This is a genomic window from Rhizobium sp. TH2, assembly GCF_024707525.1.
Taxonomy (GTDB): Bacteria; Pseudomonadota; Alphaproteobacteria; order Rhizobiales; family Rhizobiaceae; genus Rhizobium_E.
Window position 1 is genome coordinate 699644 of the sequence record NZ_CP062231.1, and the last position, 15959, is coordinate 715602.

General features: G+C 62.5%; 15 protein-coding genes. 4 read left to right on the plus strand and 11 right to left on the minus strand.

From position 1 onward, the window contains the following. A complete protein-coding gene (gene mscL / locus IHQ71_RS03545; RefSeq protein WP_258160592.1) occupies nucleotides 1-414 on the plus strand; it encodes a large conductance mechanosensitive channel protein MscL in 414 nt (137 codons plus the stop codon). Nucleotides 415-418: 4 nt separating this feature from the next. On the opposite strand, the gene IHQ71_RS03550 is transcribed toward mscL, so the two are convergent. The 3 genes from IHQ71_RS03550 to IHQ71_RS03560 are packed head-to-tail and all read right to left on the minus strand — an operon-like array spanning nucleotide 419 to nucleotide 3710. Further along, nucleotides 419-1282 (minus strand): patatin-like phospholipase family protein, encoded by an 864-nt coding sequence (locus IHQ71_RS03550; protein ID WP_258160593.1) that lies wholly within the window; start codon nucleotides 1280-1282, stop codon nucleotides 419-421. A gap of 12 nt (nucleotides 1283-1294) precedes the next feature. Next, nucleotides 1295-1852, minus strand: a complete 558-nt coding sequence (gene rsmD, locus IHQ71_RS03555) for a 16S rRNA (guanine(966)-N(2))-methyltransferase RsmD (protein ID WP_258162727.1) — start codon at nucleotides 1850-1852, stop codon at nucleotides 1295-1297. Next, nucleotides 1833-3710, minus strand: coding sequence for a pseudouridine synthase (locus IHQ71_RS03560; protein WP_258160594.1), 1878 nt, complete (start codon nucleotides 3708-3710; stop codon nucleotides 1833-1835). Before IHQ71_RS03560 ends, rsmD begins: the two co-directional genes overlap by 20 nt. Nucleotides 3711-3830: 120 nt before the next feature. On the opposite strand from IHQ71_RS03560, the gene IHQ71_RS03565 reads away from it, so the two are divergent. Beyond that, on the plus strand, nucleotides 3831-4262 hold the full coding sequence (locus IHQ71_RS03565) for a nucleoside deaminase (protein WP_258162728.1): 432 nt from the start codon (nucleotides 3831-3833) through the stop codon (nucleotides 4260-4262). Here the strand turns inward: IHQ71_RS03565 and IHQ71_RS03570 are convergent, their stop codons facing one another. The 5 genes from IHQ71_RS03570 to IHQ71_RS03590 form a co-directional block, all read right to left on the minus strand. Further along, the gene (locus IHQ71_RS03570) at nucleotides 4263-5018 is read right to left on the minus strand and encodes a GGDEF domain-containing protein (protein ID WP_258160595.1); all 756 of its coding nucleotides are present in this window, start codon (nucleotides 5016-5018) and stop codon (nucleotides 4263-4265) included. A gap of 126 nt (nucleotides 5019-5144) precedes the next feature. Continuing rightward, nucleotides 5145-5657 (minus strand): hypothetical protein, encoded by a 513-nt coding sequence (locus tag IHQ71_RS03575; protein WP_258160596.1) that lies wholly within the window; start codon nucleotides 5655-5657, stop codon nucleotides 5145-5147. 4 nt (nucleotides 5658-5661) lie between these two features. After that, the gene (locus IHQ71_RS03580; protein WP_258160597.1) at nucleotides 5662-6261 is read right to left on the minus strand and encodes a hypothetical protein; all 600 of its coding nucleotides are present in this window, start codon (nucleotides 6259-6261) and stop codon (nucleotides 5662-5664) included. Nucleotides 6262-6481: 220 nt separating this feature from the next. After that, nucleotides 6482-9559 carry an isoleucine--tRNA ligase gene (gene ileS / locus IHQ71_RS03585; protein WP_258160598.1) on the minus strand — a complete coding sequence of 1026 codons (3078 nt, stop codon included), beginning with the start codon at nucleotides 9557-9559 and terminating at the stop codon, nucleotides 6482-6484. 223 nt (nucleotides 9560-9782) lie between these two features. Beyond that, complete coding sequence (locus tag IHQ71_RS03590) at nucleotides 9783-10604, minus strand: AraC family transcriptional regulator (RefSeq protein WP_308737905.1); 822 nt, start codon at nucleotides 10602-10604, stop codon at nucleotides 9783-9785. A 71-nt stretch (nucleotides 10605-10675) separates the two neighbouring features. Here IHQ71_RS03590 and IHQ71_RS03595 point away from each other — a divergent pair, with 71 nt between their 5' ends. Beyond that, the gene (locus IHQ71_RS03595; protein ID WP_258160600.1) at nucleotides 10676-11083 is read left to right on the plus strand and encodes a DUF2000 family protein; all 408 of its coding nucleotides are present in this window, start codon (nucleotides 10676-10678) and stop codon (nucleotides 11081-11083) included. Here the strand turns inward: IHQ71_RS03595 and IHQ71_RS03600 are convergent. Genes IHQ71_RS03600 through IHQ71_RS03610 form a run of 3 tightly spaced genes read right to left on the minus strand, consistent with a single transcriptional unit; the run spans nucleotide 11080 to nucleotide 12856 of the window. Continuing rightward, nucleotides 11080-11535, minus strand: coding sequence for a DUF6691 family protein (locus tag IHQ71_RS03600; protein WP_258160601.1), 456 nt, complete (start codon nucleotides 11533-11535; stop codon nucleotides 11080-11082). The genes IHQ71_RS03595 and IHQ71_RS03600 overlap by 4 nt on opposite strands. Nucleotides 11536-11546: 11 nt before the next feature. Further along, nucleotides 11547-11963, minus strand: coding sequence for a YeeE/YedE family protein (locus IHQ71_RS03605; RefSeq protein ID WP_258160602.1), 417 nt, complete (start codon nucleotides 11961-11963; stop codon nucleotides 11547-11549). 59 nt (nucleotides 11964-12022) lie between these two features. Then, complete coding sequence (locus tag IHQ71_RS03610) at nucleotides 12023-12856, minus strand: DUF6030 family protein (protein ID WP_258160603.1); 834 nt, start codon at nucleotides 12854-12856, stop codon at nucleotides 12023-12025. Nucleotides 12857-12992: 136 nt separating this feature from the next. Between IHQ71_RS03610 and IHQ71_RS03615 the strand changes: the two genes are divergently transcribed. After that, the gene (locus IHQ71_RS03615; protein WP_258160604.1) at nucleotides 12993-15896 is read left to right on the plus strand and encodes an aminotransferase; all 2904 of its coding nucleotides are present in this window, start codon (nucleotides 12993-12995) and stop codon (nucleotides 15894-15896) included. Nucleotides 15897-15959: the final 63 nt, after the last annotated feature.

Genomic DNA, 15959 nt, shown 5'->3' on the forward strand with positions numbered 1-15959 from the left:
ATGCTGAATGAGTTCAAGGCTTTTATCGCGCGCGGCAACGTGCTGGATCTGGCGGTCGCCGTCGTCATCGGCGCGGCGTTTACGGCCATCGTCAATTCGGTCGTGAGCGATCTTATCATGCCTGTTATCGGCGCCATCGGCAGCGTCGATTTTTCCAACTATTTCATACCGCTTTCGAGCAAGGTGACCGCGGTCTCGCTGGCCGCGGCCCGCGAACAGGGCGCCGTCTTCGCTTACGGCAGCTTCATCACGGCACTCGTCAACTTCCTGATCATTGCCTGGATCATCTTCCTGATCGTCAAGGCCGTGAACAGGATGATGCCGAAGAAGGCGCCGGAAGCACCCACGGGACCGTCCGAGGAAATCCTGCTGCTGACGCAGATCCGCGACGAACTGAAGAACCGGAACCCCTGAGAGCCTATTCGGCGGCGATGCGGCGATTGATCTCCGCATCGAGCGCCCGCTTGACGTCGTCCTTCACGGACGAGGAGATTTCCAGCACCTCGGCCGCCTTCATGAAATCGAGCACCTTGAAACGTCCGACATCGGGCGCCAGGAAAACGTGCGGCTTGTGGACGTTGAGCTTCATCGCGATGATCGATTGCATCATCAGCTGGCTTGCACCGAACAGGCTGTCGATGCGGCTCGGGATGAGCGCCGGATCGCCCGCCGGCCAGCCGACGACATCGATGCCGACGACAATATCGGCCTTGCCGAGCAGGTATTCGAAGGGCACGGGATTGAAGATGCCGCCGTCGATCATGATCCGGTCGTTGATGCGGACCGGCATGAAGACCGCGGGAATCGCCGCCGAGGCGGCGAGCGCCTGGAAGAGATCGCCTTCGCCGATCAGGATTTCCGAATTGCCGTAGTAATCGGTGGCGGTCACGTGCAGCGGGATTTTCAGGTCCTTGAAATCCTCCGGCAGCAGTTCCGGAAGGAAGGCCTTGAGGATACGCTCCAGATTATACTGGCCGATGCGGATGCCGCCGGCGACCATGTCGGAGAGCGTCGTCGGCCGAAGCGACCAGATGCGGTTCATCACCTCGCGCGGTTTGCCGACGGTGGACAATGCAAACTCGCGGATTTCGGCACCGCTCATCCCCGCAGCCATGCCGGCGCCCATAATGGCACCGATCGACGAGCCGGTGATCGCAACCGGCTTGATTCCGAGTTCGTCGAGCGCTTCGATGACGTGGATATGTGCGAGCCCGCGAGCCCCGCCACCGCCGAATGCGACCGCGACGGTGGGCGAACTGGCACTCGGAACGTGATCGGTCATGGGAAACTCGAACTACGGTTGGTAGCGATAGAAGTGCATTCTCGTGTCGCCGAAGGAACGGCTGTCGAGGAGACGATATTCCGCTCCCGGCGAAGGATCAACACTCGCACGCTCTTCGAGGATGGCCAGCGCGCCCGGCACCAGCCAGCCGCCCTTGTGGCACTGCCCGAAAGCGGTTTCGCCAAGGCCTTTCTCGTAAGGCGGATCGGCGAACAGGAAATGGAACGGCTGCATCGTGCCCGGCTGGCCGAGATCGGTGGCGTCGCGGCGGAAGATGCGTGCGCGTCCCTGCAGGCCGAGCGCCTCGATATTGGTGCGCAGCAGGCCACGCCCCTCGACCGAGGTTTCCACGAACAGCGCCTGGGATGCGCCGCGCGACAGCGCCTCCAGCCCGACCGCGCCGGTGCCGGCGAAGCAATCGAACACGCGCGTGCCATCGAGCGCCTCCGGATAGGAGTGGCTCAGGATGTTGAACAGGCTTTCGCGCGTCCGGTCCGTGGTCGGGCGGATGTCCTGGCTCTTCGGTGCGGCAAGGGGCCGGCCCTTGAACTCACCGCCGACGATCCGCACCGCGACCTGGTCCCTTGCTGCCAGCGCCCGGGCCCTTGCGCGGTCCATCGCCGCGCGGCTTATCCGAACGAGGTTTGTCCGAACGTGGCTTGTCGCTGTCACCGGCACGCGCCGGGCGTCCCGAATATGGACGCTTGGGGCGCTCGTCGCCACGGCCTGCACTGTCAGCACGCGGTGCGCTGGAACGCGGGCGCTCCGAGCGCGGCTTCTCATCATCGCCAGCACGCGCTGGGCGCCCGGAATACGGGCGCTTCGGACGATCGTCACCTGACGATGCGCGGTCAGTGGTGAACGAACGTACGGGACGACGCGCCGGGCGTTCACCATCTGCGCGTTCTTCGCGCGGCTTGCGGCCCTCGAACTTGCGTTCGCCGCGCTCACCATCCTCGCGCGAGGTGCGGGCGAAGGGCTTGGCTGGTCTGCCGGCACGATCCGGCCTGTCGGCGCGGGCCTTGCGCACTGGGGCCTCGGCCGTGTCGGCGCCATCTGTCTTGAGCTTCAGCACGCGGCGCCTTGGATTTGTCGCGGTCTCCTCGGCTGCTGCCTTCGTCTTCTTAGGTGCGACGGGCCGGGCGCCGGGTGCCATCCACACATTGGCGGTGCGGCTCGAGCCAAGCGGCAGGCGCTTCTGCTTCTTGTCCTCGGGCTTGCCGCCCCGGCGATCACCGCGATCACCGCGCTCTCCACGATCGCGATCTCGGTCCTTGGAGAACTTGCCTTCCGGCTTCTTTGTGTCGATGCGCGCGAGGTCGCGTTCGCGGCGGTCATCGCGGCTTTCGCGGCGCGGGCGCTCGCCGGCACTCCATTCGCGGGCGGCAGGCTCTTCCTTGGGTTCGGGCGGCGCGTTGAAGATCGGCGCTTCGAAATTGGCATTCGCCTCTTCGATCAGGCGGGGGCCGAGCTGTTCGCGCAGCGTCCGGCTCTTGACCTCGACGACTTCGCCATCGTTGAGTTCGCCGAGCTGGAACGGGCCATAGGAAATGCGGATCAGGCGGTTGACGTCGAGGCCGAGCGCGCCGAGCACGTTCTTGATCTCGCGGTTCTTGCCTTCGCGCAGACCCATCGTGATCCACACATTGTGGCCCTGCTCGCGGTCGAGCGTCGCCTCGATCGCGCCATAGAGCACGCCATCGACGGCCATGCCATCTTTGAGGCTGTCGAGCTTTTCCTGGGTGATCTCGCCATACGCGCGTACACGGTAGCGGCGCAGCCAGCCGGTCGAGGGCAATTCCAGCATGCGCGCCAGCCCGCCATCATTGGTGAGCAGCAGCAGGCCTTCGGTATTGATGTCGAGACGGCCGACCGAAATGACTCGCGGCAGGTCCTTGGGCAGGTTGTCGAAGACCGTGGGGCGACCCTCGGGATCGAAGTTCGTCGTCACCAGGCCCATCGGCTTGTAATAGATCCAGAGACGCGTGCGCTCGATCGCGCCGATGACCTGTCCGTCGACCTCTATCCGGTCCTGCGGCGTACAGTTGACCGCCGGGCTTTCCAGCGTCTTGCCGTTGAGCTTGACGCGGCCCTCCATGATCATCCGCTCGCAGTCGCGGCGCGATGCCACGCCGGCGCGGGCCATGATCTTGGAAATACGCTCGCCTTCGCCCACCACGGCGAGATGATCCGGGTTCTTGGCAGCAGGCGCCCTGGGCTTGGCGCCGAAGCTTTTCTTGGCGCCGCCAAAATCCTTCTTTTCACCAAAGGGCTTCTTGTCGCCGCCGAAGCTTTTCTTCTCGCCATCCCTAGGGAACGGCTTGTCGCCCGAGCGAGCCGGCCTGTCACCTCCGCGCGCGGGCTTTGCACCGTCGCGGCCGGGGCCGGGTTTGCGTGGCCCGCCGCCGGGTTTCCTCGTGTCTCTCATTGTATTTGCCTTTTCTTTGATGTCCTCCTAGAGCCTTTCATTGTTAAATGGAAGCAGTTCTGCCAGGACAACTGGTTCGGGTTGAGAGGAAAATACCGCGTGACAGGCCCAAATCGCTTCATGATGACCGCTTTGGACGAAGCGAGGGCGGCCGGAACTCGTGGCGAGGTGCCAATCGGCGCGGTCGTCGTCCGGAATGGCGAGGTCATCGCACGCGCCGGGAACCGCACCCGGGAGTTCAACGATGCCACCGCGCATGCGGAAATCGTTGCGATTAGAGAGGCCTCGGCGACGCTTGGCGACGAACGGCTGGTGGATGCCGATCTCTATGTGACACTCGAGCCCTGCACCATGTGCGCCGGCGCCATTTCCTTCGCGCGCATCCGCAGACTCTACTACGGCGCGCAGGATCCAAAGGGCGGGGCGGTGGAAAGCGGCGTGCGGTTTTACGCGTCGGCGACCTGCCACCATGCGCCGGAAGTCTATTCCGGGATCGCCGAAACGGAGGCAGCCGAAATACTGCGGGAATTCTTCAGGGAAAGGCGCGACTGATCAGGCGGCCGAGACGTCGTCTTCCGCGAATTCGCCGAGTTCCACGCGGTTACGCCCGCCGCGCTTGGCCCGATAGAGCTGGCGGTCCGCGTCGCTCATCGCCTGCCGGGCGCTGAAATGACCCGAGAGATGGACGCCGCCGATGCTGATGCTGACCGGCACGCGACCCCGTTCGCGCTTGATCTCGATTGCCTCGATGTTGCGGCGGATGGCTTCGGCGACGGCCGAGGCTTCTTCGTCGTCGCTTCCATCAAGAAATATCGCGAATTCCTCGCCGCCGATGCGGCCCCAGAAATCGCTGATTCCGGTCGTCGATCCGATGGCCGACGCGATCGCCATCAGGGCCTCGTCGCCCGTCTGGTGTCCGAACGTATCGTTGATCTGCTTGAAATGATCGGCATCGGCGAGAAGCAGCGTCCCGGCGCGCCCGTTGGCGGCCGCCCGGTCGAATTCGGCGAAGAACGCCTCGCGGTTGAGACCGCCGGTCATGGCATCCATGCGAGCCTTTTCCGTCAGCGCCGTGTGGGCCAGCAACAATTCGCGGTGCATCCGGTCGGCGTGAAGATGGAGCGCGGCCAGTTCGTCGCGCGAATTGCGAAGTTTCTCGCTCTGGTGAAACTGCCAGGCGCTTGCGGGAAAAGAAATGAGCATTGGGCAGGCGAAGCTCATCCACATGCCGATGCCGTCATAGGTGCCGCCGAGGATGGGCACGATGGACGCCGCGATCAGCACGGACACGCCGGTGCTGACTGCCATGGCAATGAATGCCTTGCCGAGTGTCTGCCTACTGATCAGGAACATGCGGCGTAAGGTAGGGCCACATTGGTTAATGCCATGTGACCATCGCGAGTGCACCCGAAAATTTTGTCCGGCGAAAGCGCTCTATGGCGCGCGCAGACATTTCTGGCCGGAAATGCGGATCAGGCCGGTCTCTTGATATCGCGCCGCAGCTTCCGATACTGCGAGTTTGATCAGACAGCGCCATTCGTCCTCCCGGTCCGGATTGGGCGTCACCAATGCCGCCTCGACGCCAAACTGCGGCGTGCCATCATGAGGGATGAAATAGGCTTCCGGGCTTATGCCGGCGGTGAAGCGGATGGTGTAGAGCCATTCCCGGCCGCTGGCGGTCTTGACCCATTTGCCGACGTCATAGGTGTGAACGAGATTGACGATGACATCCGCCCCAGGCCCGAGGCCCGACTTCGGTGTCAAACCGGCCGCATCGAGAGCCTCGCCCATCGGCGGAACATAGAATTCCGTCAGCCCGCTCTGCGTGCTCGCCATCTCCAACATGTAGGATTTTCCCTTGAGGGGCGAGGCGGCGAGCGCATTGCTCGTCAGCGCCATAAAGGCAAAAAGCGCGCCTGATAGACCTAAGGCGCGCTTCGACATCATCGCATCAATTCCAGAGTTGCCACCACTGGGTGCCGCTACCGGCGATCGCGGCTTCCTTCTTGCGAGCCTTTTCCTTGGCCGCCTCGGATTCGCCGAGATCGGCGAGCTTCGCCGGATCATCGACCTTGCGGTATTCAAGCGGCGGATCGCTCATGAAGCGGCGCTTGTTCTCGCGGCCATCCTGGATCTTGCGGGCCTCGCGGAATTCAAGGCGCTGCTGCTCGGGCGACTTGACCTTGCCTTCGGTGACCGAAACCGCGAGCGGCGAACGGTAGCTGCCATTGTCGGCATTCTCGTCAGCCTCCATCTTGAGACGCTGGCGTGTCTGCTCGGGGCTTTCGAGCCAGGCAGGGTTGTTTTCGGTCGAAGCGAGATCCTTCTGCGGCTCGACGAGCTTGGTGGGATCAGCGGGCTTCACCAGGGTGCCGCGCGGCTGGTAGGCGAGAGCCTCGGGTTTCTTCTTCGGCGTGATGGACATGGCATCGCCGAGGTCATCGACCAGCTGTTCACCAGAGGACTTGTCGGTGCCGTAGGTCGGACCCATGCAGCTCGACGCGCCGAAGGCTACGCCCAAAAGCACGACCAAGGTGCCCACGCGATACATTCCTGTCATTCCGTCCAAGCCCTTCCGGCGATGTCAGTAAAAGTTAACAACCCATTCATGCGGTGCCGCAGAAATCCGGCCATTTTCAGGCGCTTTTACCGAAGATACCGCAAAAGTGCAAACGATTCCAAAATGCGACATGCCCCGCATCGGGCAATGCGGGGCAACGTGTTGCAGAAACGCTCGAATATCAGGCACTGAAAGCCGGCATTCCTGTGGATCAGGCGGCCTTGAGTGCCGCAAGTTCCCTCAAGGCGCGGGCGTCGCGCGCCGAGACATCCGGGTATTCACGGTCCGACCCGACATCCCTGGTGATGCGCCAGGAGCGGGCACATTTGATGCCCTCGGCGAGAGCAGGGACAACAGCGACATTTGCGACATCCTCGGCACGGAAGGCACCAACTGGACCGGCGCCGTCGATGATCGTGATATCCGACGTGATGCAGATCTCGGCGAAATCGAGACCGGCTAGCGCCGACAGCAGCGCTGAGTCCGAGATATGGACGACCGGGGCGGCCTCAAGCGATGAGCCGATGCGCTTGTCCTTGCGCTCGATTTCCAAGGCACCGGTAACCGCGCGGCGCACGGTGCGGATTTTCTTCCACTTCTCCGCCACCGCATCATTCCTCCAGTTCGCCGGGATAACCGGGAACTGTTCGAGATGCACGGACACCGCCGACGGGTCCCGCGACAGCCAGGCTTCTTCGGTGGTAAACGGCATCATCGGCGCGAACCACAGCACAAGGCAATCAAACAGCTTGCGGATGACGAAGAGCGCCGCACGGCGCTTGTCGCTCGACGGCGCATCGCAATAGAGCGCATCCTTGCGGATGTCGAAATAGAAGGCCGAGAGCTCGACATTGGCGAAATCCGTCAATGCGCGGGCGATCTTCTTGAAGTCGAATTCGTCATAGCCGGAGCGGACCAGCTGATCGAGTTCCGCCAGCCGGTGCAGCACGAGCTTTTCGAGTTCGGGCAGATCGGCATAGGCTATCTCGTCACCATGATCGTGCGCCAGCGTGCCGAGCATCCAGCGCACCGTGTTGCGGATCTTGCGATAGGCATCGACATTGGTCTGGATGATCGCCTTGCCGACCCGGAGGTCCTCGGCATAGTCCGATGTCATCACCCAGAGCCGCAGGATATCGGCGCCGGCATCCTTCATCACGTCCTGGGGCGCGGTGACATTGCCCTTGGACTTCGACATTTTCTCGCCCTTCTCGTCCATGATGAAGCCGTGCGTCACCACGGCATCATAGGGCGCGCGGCCTCGCGTGGCGCAGCTTTCGAGCAGGGAGGAGTGGAACCAGCCGCGATGCTGGTCGGAGCCTTCGAGATAGACATCGGCCGGCCATTTGAGGTCGGGACGGTCCTCGAGCGTGAATGTATGGGTCGAGCCCGAGTCGAACCAGACATCGAGGATATCGGTGACCATCTGCCACTGTTCGCCATCATGCGCGTTGCCGAGGAAGCGCTCCTTGGCGCCGGCGGCGAACCAGGCATCGGCGCCTTCCGCTTCGAAGGCTTCGAGGATACGTCTGTTGACGGTCTCGTCTTGCAGCACGTTGCCCTTGGCGTCGGCGAAGACGCAGATCGGCACGCCCCAGGCGCGCTGGCGGGACAGGACCCAATCCGGGCGCTGCTCGATCATCGCACGCAGCCGGTTCTGGCCGGCGGCGGGAACGAAGCGGGTCCGATCAATCGCGTTGAGGGCCAAATTCCGCAAAGTTACGGGTTTGCCAAGTAGACCAAGGTTGACTGCTTGTTCCTTAAAGCCTTCATTCTCAAGAAGAAATCTTGCGGCGCCACCTTCCTCAAGTTCAAATTCTCGATCCATATAGACGAACCATTGCGGCGTATTGCGGAAGATGACCGGCTTCTTGGAGCGCCAGCTATGCGGATATTCGTGCTTCAGCCGGCCGCGCGCGAAGAGCGCATTATGGGCGATCAGCTGCGAGATGACGCGGCTGTTGGCATCGCCCTTCTTGCCGTTGTCGTCGATGACGCGAGCAGCACCGCTCTCGGCATCCGGGCCGAATCCAGGCGCATCCTCGGTGAGGAAGCCGCCATCATCGACAGTGAAGGGGATTTTGGACGAGATGCCGCGTGCTTCGAGTTCGCGGGCGTGATGCATCCAGATCTCGAAGTCGTCGCGGCCATGGCCCGGGGCGGTGTGCACGAAGCCGGTGCCGGCATCGTCGGTGACGTGGTCGCCGTCGAGGAGGGGAATGGTGAATTCGTAGCCGCCGCCGAGGCCCTTGAAGGGGTGGGCGCAGATCATGCCTTCGAAGATACCCCAAGGCACAATATCGATGAATTTCAGGGTGACCTTTGCTTTGGCCGCGCACTCCTCAGCCAAACGTTTAGCAAAGATCAACCTCTCGCCCGGTCGAGGACCAAAGTCGTTCTCGGCTGCAGCGACCTCGTACAATCCGTACTCGACCCTCTTAGAGAAAGAGATGGCGCGATTGCCAGGAATTGTCCAAGGGGTCGTGGTCCAGATGACCACTGAGCTGTCTTTCAGATAGTCGAAATCACCCGCGACGACAGCACCACTAACCGTATCCCCGTCGCTGGATAGATTCCCTATCGTGTTAAAGCCCTCCGGAACGGAGATATTCGCTACCGGAAACTTCACCCAGATCGTATCGCTCTCATATTCCTGATACTCGACCTCGGCCTCGGCCAGCGCCGTGCGCTCGACCACGCTCCACATGATCGGCTTCGAGCCGCGATAGAGCTGGCCGCTCATCGCGATCTTGATCAGTTCGCCGGCGATGCGCGATTCCGCGTGGAAATTCATCGTCGTATAGGGGCGCTCGAAATCGCCCTCGATGCCGAGGCGCTTGAATTCGGCCGACTGGATATCGATCCAGTTCTGCGCGAAATCGCGGCATTCCTTGCGGAATTCGTTGACCGGAACCTCGTTCTTGTCCTTGCCCTTGGCGCGATAAGCTTCCTCGATCTTCCACTCGATCGGCAGGCCGTGGCAATCCCAGCCCGGCACGTAGTTGGCGTCATAGCCGCGCATCTGGAACGAGCGGGTGATGACATCCTTCAGCACCTTGTTGAGCGCGTGGCCGATATGGATGTTGCCGTTGGCATAGGGCGGGCCGTCATGCAGGACGAACTTTTCGCGGCCGGCGGCGGAAGCGCGGAGCTTCTTGTAAAGCTCCATCTTCTGCCACTTGGCGACGAGTTCGGGCTCCTTCTGCGGCAGGCCGGCGCGCATCGGAAAATCCGTCTGCGGCAGGTAAAGCGTTGCGGAATAATCGTTCTTTTGGGTGGCTTCGTTCATTTGAGGACCATTTCGGCAGGCGCGGCTCAGCTAGCGCGCAAATTTCGGAAATCGTGTGTGATCGGCTTTATAGGCGAAACGCCTCAAGTCCCGGACCTTCGCTCCCGCCAATCAGGCGGCGAAGGCCGGGCTTATAATTCGGGAAATGAACAATAGCCGTATCGTGCGCATATCGGCGCGGTACTTAGAGGGTTTTGGCGCGGAAGAAAAGGCTTTTCATGCGTCAACCGGCACGCAATGCCAGCGCCGCCCAACGCCCCGGCGTCATCCCGTACGCCTTCTTGAAATGCCGGGAAAAATGCGCCTGGTCGGCAAAACCGGTGTCGGCCGCGATATCGGCGAGGGGCTGGCCGAGCGAGATGCGTTCGCGAGCGCTCGCCAGCCGGCGCATCAGGAGGTAGCGGTGCGGGCTGGTGCCGAATTGGCGGCGGAACTGGCGGGCGATGGTGAAACGGTCGAGGCCGGCGACATCTTCCAATTCGCCGGAACTCACCTGGTCGAAGCGGTTGGCATCGAGATAATCGCGAACGGCGTGAAGATGTTTGACCGGCGCCGCGCCGGCTTTCGGGCCACGCTCATGTGCCAGCCTCAGGAGAATCGGCGCCAGGTCGGCCACGAAGCCGTCGATCTGCAGGCTTGAGAACTGTGCGTCATTCATGTCGAGAATCGAAAGCGAAAGCCGCTGCAATTCGGGGTCCTCGACCACCGGCGTCGATACGAAGGGCAACGTTTCGCCGAGCGGCGCGAGTGCTTCGGCGAGAAGCGCCGGATCGAGATAGAACATCCGGTAATGCAAGCCTGTCTCGTCGCCGGCCGCGCCGTCATGCACTTCGTCGGGATGCAGGATGATGCATTTGCCTGATGTGGATATGCGCCTGGCGCCGCGATAGTTGAAGGTCTGGACACCTTCCAGCGTTACGCCGATGCCGTAGGTATCGTGGCGGTGCGGCTCGTAGGTGTAGCGCGAGATCGTGACGTCTATGCGTTCAAGGCCCGATATCCCGGCATCGTGGATGATGTGGTCGCCGCTTGCATCCTCGCACAAACGTTCAAGACCCCTTGGCCCTGCCTGTCCTAATTCCCGCGTCACGTCAGGTTTCATCGGAGGAAGCATCCTTGTTCGACACCAAGATAGTGGTCATGCTTCGCGACGATCTCAAGCCCTGGCAGGAACTGAATGTCACGGCCTTCCTGATGACGGGCATCGCGGCGCAGTCACCCACCCTCATCGGTGAGCCCTATCGCGACCGCGCCGGCCATGTTTACAATCCGATGAGCATCCGGCCCGTCGTCGTGTTGTCGGCCAGTGCCGAGACGATGGCGAGCGCGCATCGCAAGTGCCTCGAACGCGACATCATCGCCTCAGCCTATATCGAGGAGATGTTCGCGACCGGGCATGACACCGCCAATCGCGCTGTCTTCGCGGAATATGCGCCGGATGATGCGAAGATGGTCGGGCTGGCCTTCCGCGCGCCGAAGAAGACCGCCGACAAGATCAGCAAGGGGGCGAAGATGCATGCCTAGCCGGAGGCCGTGACCTCCGCCGCGCGCGCCCGGTCGTTCAGGATGCCGCTGGCCGTGCGGGCGAGCAGCATTCCGGTGATCATCGCGGCGAGAAAGATGAAAATGCTGTTGTCCACGAGGCCGATCACCGGAATGGCGCCGCCTGGGCAGAAGCCGACAATGCCCCAGCCGATGCCGAAAACGGCCGAGCCGCCGACCAGCCGTGCGTCTATGGTGCTGCGCGTGGGAAGACTGAAGGCCAGTTCCAGCACGGGCTTCTGGCGGCGGCGGAAAATCAGCGCATAGCCGGGCAGCGCCGCGGCGAGTGCGCCGGCCATGACGAAGGCGAGGCTGGGGTCCCAGGTGCCGGCGAGATCGAAGAAATTCTGCACCTTGGCCGGATTGCCCATGCCCGAGATTGCGATACCGATGCCGAACACGGCGCCGATGAGGAGGGCGGAGAGATATTTCATAGGTGCTCTCCTCAGAATACGTGGCGGATCAGGAAGACGGTGACCAGCGCGGTCGCCATGAAGGTCAGCGTCGCCACGAAAGAGCGCGGCGACAGCCGGGCCATGCCGCAGACGCCATGGCCGGATGGGCAGCCGTTTCCGAAGGTCACGCCGATGCCGACGATCAGTCCACCAACGACGAGTGCCGTCGGTCCCGCCGGGACGAAAAAATCGATCGGTCCTGCCAATGCCATATAGATCGCCGGCCCAATGACGGCGCCGGTGAGGAACGCCACACGCCATTGCCAGTCGATCGAAAAGGGCGGCAGCAGCCCGCCGAGCACGCCGCTCAGGCCGGCGATACGGCCGTGAAACGCCATCAGCAAGACGGCTGACAGGCCGATCAGCAGGCCGCCAGCCATGGACGTCCATGGAGTGAAGTCCGTCATGCGTGATCCTCAGGTAAAAATCGATAAATTATATAGATTATGGAATAACGCAACCGCACTCAGCCCTCGGGCGTCTCTTCCGCCGCCTTGATCGGCGGGCCGCCATGTTCGGGGAGCAGCGGCCAGTAATTCTTCCGGGTGAAGAAATCCCGTGTACGCTGTTGCGCCGGCTGGAGCGGCGATGACGGAGCGATGATGAGGTTATAGCGCCCTTCGCCGGAGAATTCTCTGGAGAATTTGACGCTGATGCCGAAATTGCTGAGCGAGAAGGTCGTGAGCGATGCCACCTTGGGGGCTTCCTCGGCGAGGTCGAGCCAGTTGGCATAGGTGCCGAAGAGGGCGAGCATCCTGGCGGCGCCGGCGGCGAGCGGTGGGCGCTGGTCAGCTTCGCTGAAGATGAGCTTCGCCCGGGTGGACAACAAATGGCCGTCGGCCGTGCCCTTGACGATGAGAAAGAAGGTCGATGGATTGCGAGCATCGGCGGCATTCGGCAGCGTGGTTTCGTTGGAGCACTCGAACACCTGCTGCGACAGGCTGCTGGCAGCCCATGGGGTCATATCGAAACCTTCCTTGCGGAAGAGTTGGCAGAGCGCCTCGCCGCTCTTCTGCATGCTGCGCATGAAGGCGCTTTCACGCGTCTTGACCGGTGGCGCGAACGTGTTTTCGGGCAGCAGGACAGCCACGCCCTGCAGCCGCTTGCCCTTGAAGGCTTCCATCGTGCCCGGCTTGGGAATGACCATGGTGCGCGTCTCGACACCCAGTTCCCGGAGGAGAACGTTGAGGTTGCGCCGGTCGTTGGCGAGCAGCACGGTCGCCGCGATTGCACCCGCCACGGCCAGGAAAACCAGCGAGAAGATCAGCGCTCCGCGTCTCTTTCGAGGCTGTTGCTCCATATTCGCGCTGCCGGGCTCCGGTTCGGGGTTCGAGATTAGGGATACACTGCAATAAGTGTATGGCGGGTTGAATTCGCCGTGATCTTCGCACTAAGCTCGGAAAATTCGACAAGAAAATGCCCGGGGAGTTTATGTGATGATCGACACGGCCGCCTTAGATCGCGCAGACCTGCCCCGGCCCGATGTTTCGGTGGTCGATGCCGGGACCATCCTGGCCGAGCGCTACGGGCTGAATGGCCGGATCGCGGAACTCGGAAGCCAGCAGGACCGCAACTACCGGATCGATAGCGACGACGGCCGCTACGTGCTGAAGATCAACCGCGCCGCCTATGGCACGGTCGAACTCGATGCCCAGAATGAGGCGATGAAGCACCTTCGTGCCAGGGGCGTGCTTGTGCCCGCCGTCGGCCAGTCCGTCGACGGTCAGGAGATCATGCCGCTGATCGTCCGCGGCGAGCACTATCTCGCACGGCTTCTCGAGTTTCTCGATGGCGAACCGCTTACCCGGCGGAAATATCTCAGCGAACGGACGCGCGAGGCGCTGGGCGCGCTGGTGGCGAATGTCGTGCGCGGGCTTGAAGACTTCCGACATGCGGGGCTCGACCGTTCCGTGCAGTGGGATCTCCGGCGCGTGGTGCAGGTGACCGAACACATGCTGCCGCAGGTGACGGACGCCGAGATACGAGACCGTATCAGGACAATGCTCCATGATGCCGATCAGCATGTGCGCCAAGCAGCGCCGAACCTCCGCATCCAGGCGATCCATCACGATATCACCGACGACAATGTGGTGGCCAGGCCGGATGCGGACGGCCACTTGATCCCGGACGGGGTGATCGATTTCGGCGACCTCGTCTATGGCTGGGTGGTGGCCGATCTCGCCGTCTGCTGCGCGTCACTGCTGCATCACGCCGATGGCGATCCGTTCTACATACTACCGGCAATCCGGGCATTTCAGCGCATCTACCCACTGACGGACCAGGAACTGGGCGCGCTCTGGCCGCTGATCGTGCAGCGCGCCTGCCTGCTGATGGCGGCCGGCGAGCAGCAGCTCGCGGTCGATCCGGACAACGAATATGTGCAGCGGAATCTGGAAAACGAGCGCGAGATTTTTCGTGTGGCGACATCGGTACCCTATGGCGTGATGCGGGTCGCGATCACGAGCGCGACGGGCGCCGAACTACCCGCGATCGAGGGTGAGTTTGCGCCGTTGCTGCCAACCGTGCCGCAGGGCGATATCAGGCTCATCTCGCTCGATCCGCAATCCGATGACTGGGACAGGTTCAACTGGCTGACGGCGGGCATCGATCGCAAGATTCTCCGATCGGCAGCGATCGACACCGGTTATGCCGCTACGCGTTACGGCGAGTACCGCCTGTCGGAGACGAAGACCTGTGCATCGTCCGCCCCGGCCACGCATGCACTCTTCACTGATCTCTGCATTCCCTCGGGCACCCGAGTCGCAGCACCGTTTGAGGGTGAATTATCCGAGATCGCAGGCGGCCGGCACCGGCTGGTTGGCGCAGAGATTGTGCTCTTGCTCGAAGGGCTGGAAGCGAGCGCCGCAGGCGAAGTCGGTGTGGGCAAGGAGTTGGGAACCGTCGGCGACGGTGGCATCCTGCGCGTCTGGCTCGCGCATGAACCGGATGTCGAGCCGCAGCCATTCTGCCTGCCGCACCATGCCAGCGCATGGCGGCGGGTTTTGATCGATCCGAGCCGTGTGCTGGGCTTCGATTGCGCGGCGCATGAACCAAGAAGCGAGGCCATTCTCGACAGACGCAACGCCCATTTCGCCCGGCCGCAGAAGAACTATTACAAGCAGCCGCCGCAGATCGAGCGTGGCAGCCGCGAGCATATGTTCGACGTCACCGGCCGCGCCTATCTCGACATGGTCAACAATGTGACGATTGCCGGCCACGGACATCCCCGGCTGGTCGAAGCCGTGCGGCGGCAATGGGCGCGGCTCAACACCAATTCGCGCTTTCACTATGAAGGCGTGGCCGAATTCTCGTCGCGACTCGCAAGCCTGGCGCCGGAGGGATTGGACACGGTCTTCCTCGTCAACAGCGGTTCGGAGGCGGTGGATCTGGCGCTCCGACTGGCCTGGGCGCATAGCGGGGCGCGCAATATCGTCAGCCTGCTCGAAGCCTATCACGGCTGGACGGTCGCCTCGGACGCGGTCTCCACATCGATCGCCGACAATCCCCGGGCGCTGGAAACACGACCCGACTGGGTGCATCCGGTGACAGCGCCGAATACTTATCGCGGGCCGTTCCGTGGACCGGAATCGGCTGCTCGCTACGTGGCTGAGGTCGAGCACGAACTCAGTAAGCTCGAGGTGACGGACCAGTCTCTTGCCGGGTTCATCGCCGAAAGCGTCTATGGCAATGCCGGCGGCATTCCGCTGCCGCCGGGCTATCTCCAAGAGGTTTATCGTCTCGTCCGCGCGCGCGGTGGCGTCTGCATCGCCGACGAGGTGCAGGTCGGCTATGGCCGGCTCGGCCACTATTTCTGGGGCTTCGAGGAGCAGGGCGTCATCCCTGATATCATCACCATCGCCAAGGGCATGGGCAACGGCCAGCCGCTCGGCGCGGTGATCACGACGCGGGCGATCGCCGATTCATTCGAGCGCGAGGGCTATTTCTTCTCCTCCGCCGGCGGCAGCCCGGTGAGCTGCGCGGTCGGCAATACCTTGCTCGACATCATGCGGGACGAAGGCCTGCAGGAAAACGCCCGCGAGGTCGGCGATTATCTCAAGGAGCGGCTGGAGGCGCTCGGCCAGCGCTTCCCCATTGTCGGCGCCGTCCACGGAATGGGCCTCTATCTCGGCCTCGAACTGGTACGCGACCGCGAAACGCTGGAACCCGCCACGAAGGAGACGATGGCGATCTGCGACCGGCTGCTCGACCTCGGCGTGATCATGCAGCCAACCGGCGACCATCTCAACGTCTTCAAGATCAAGCCGCCAATGTGCCTCACCAGGGAGAGCGCCGACTTCTTCGTCGATATGGTAGCCAAGGTGCTGGAGGAGGGGTGGTAGGAATCAGTCACGCCTCCGTCGGTTCGAACTCTGACTCGCATGATCGCGTTTTAATTTAACAAT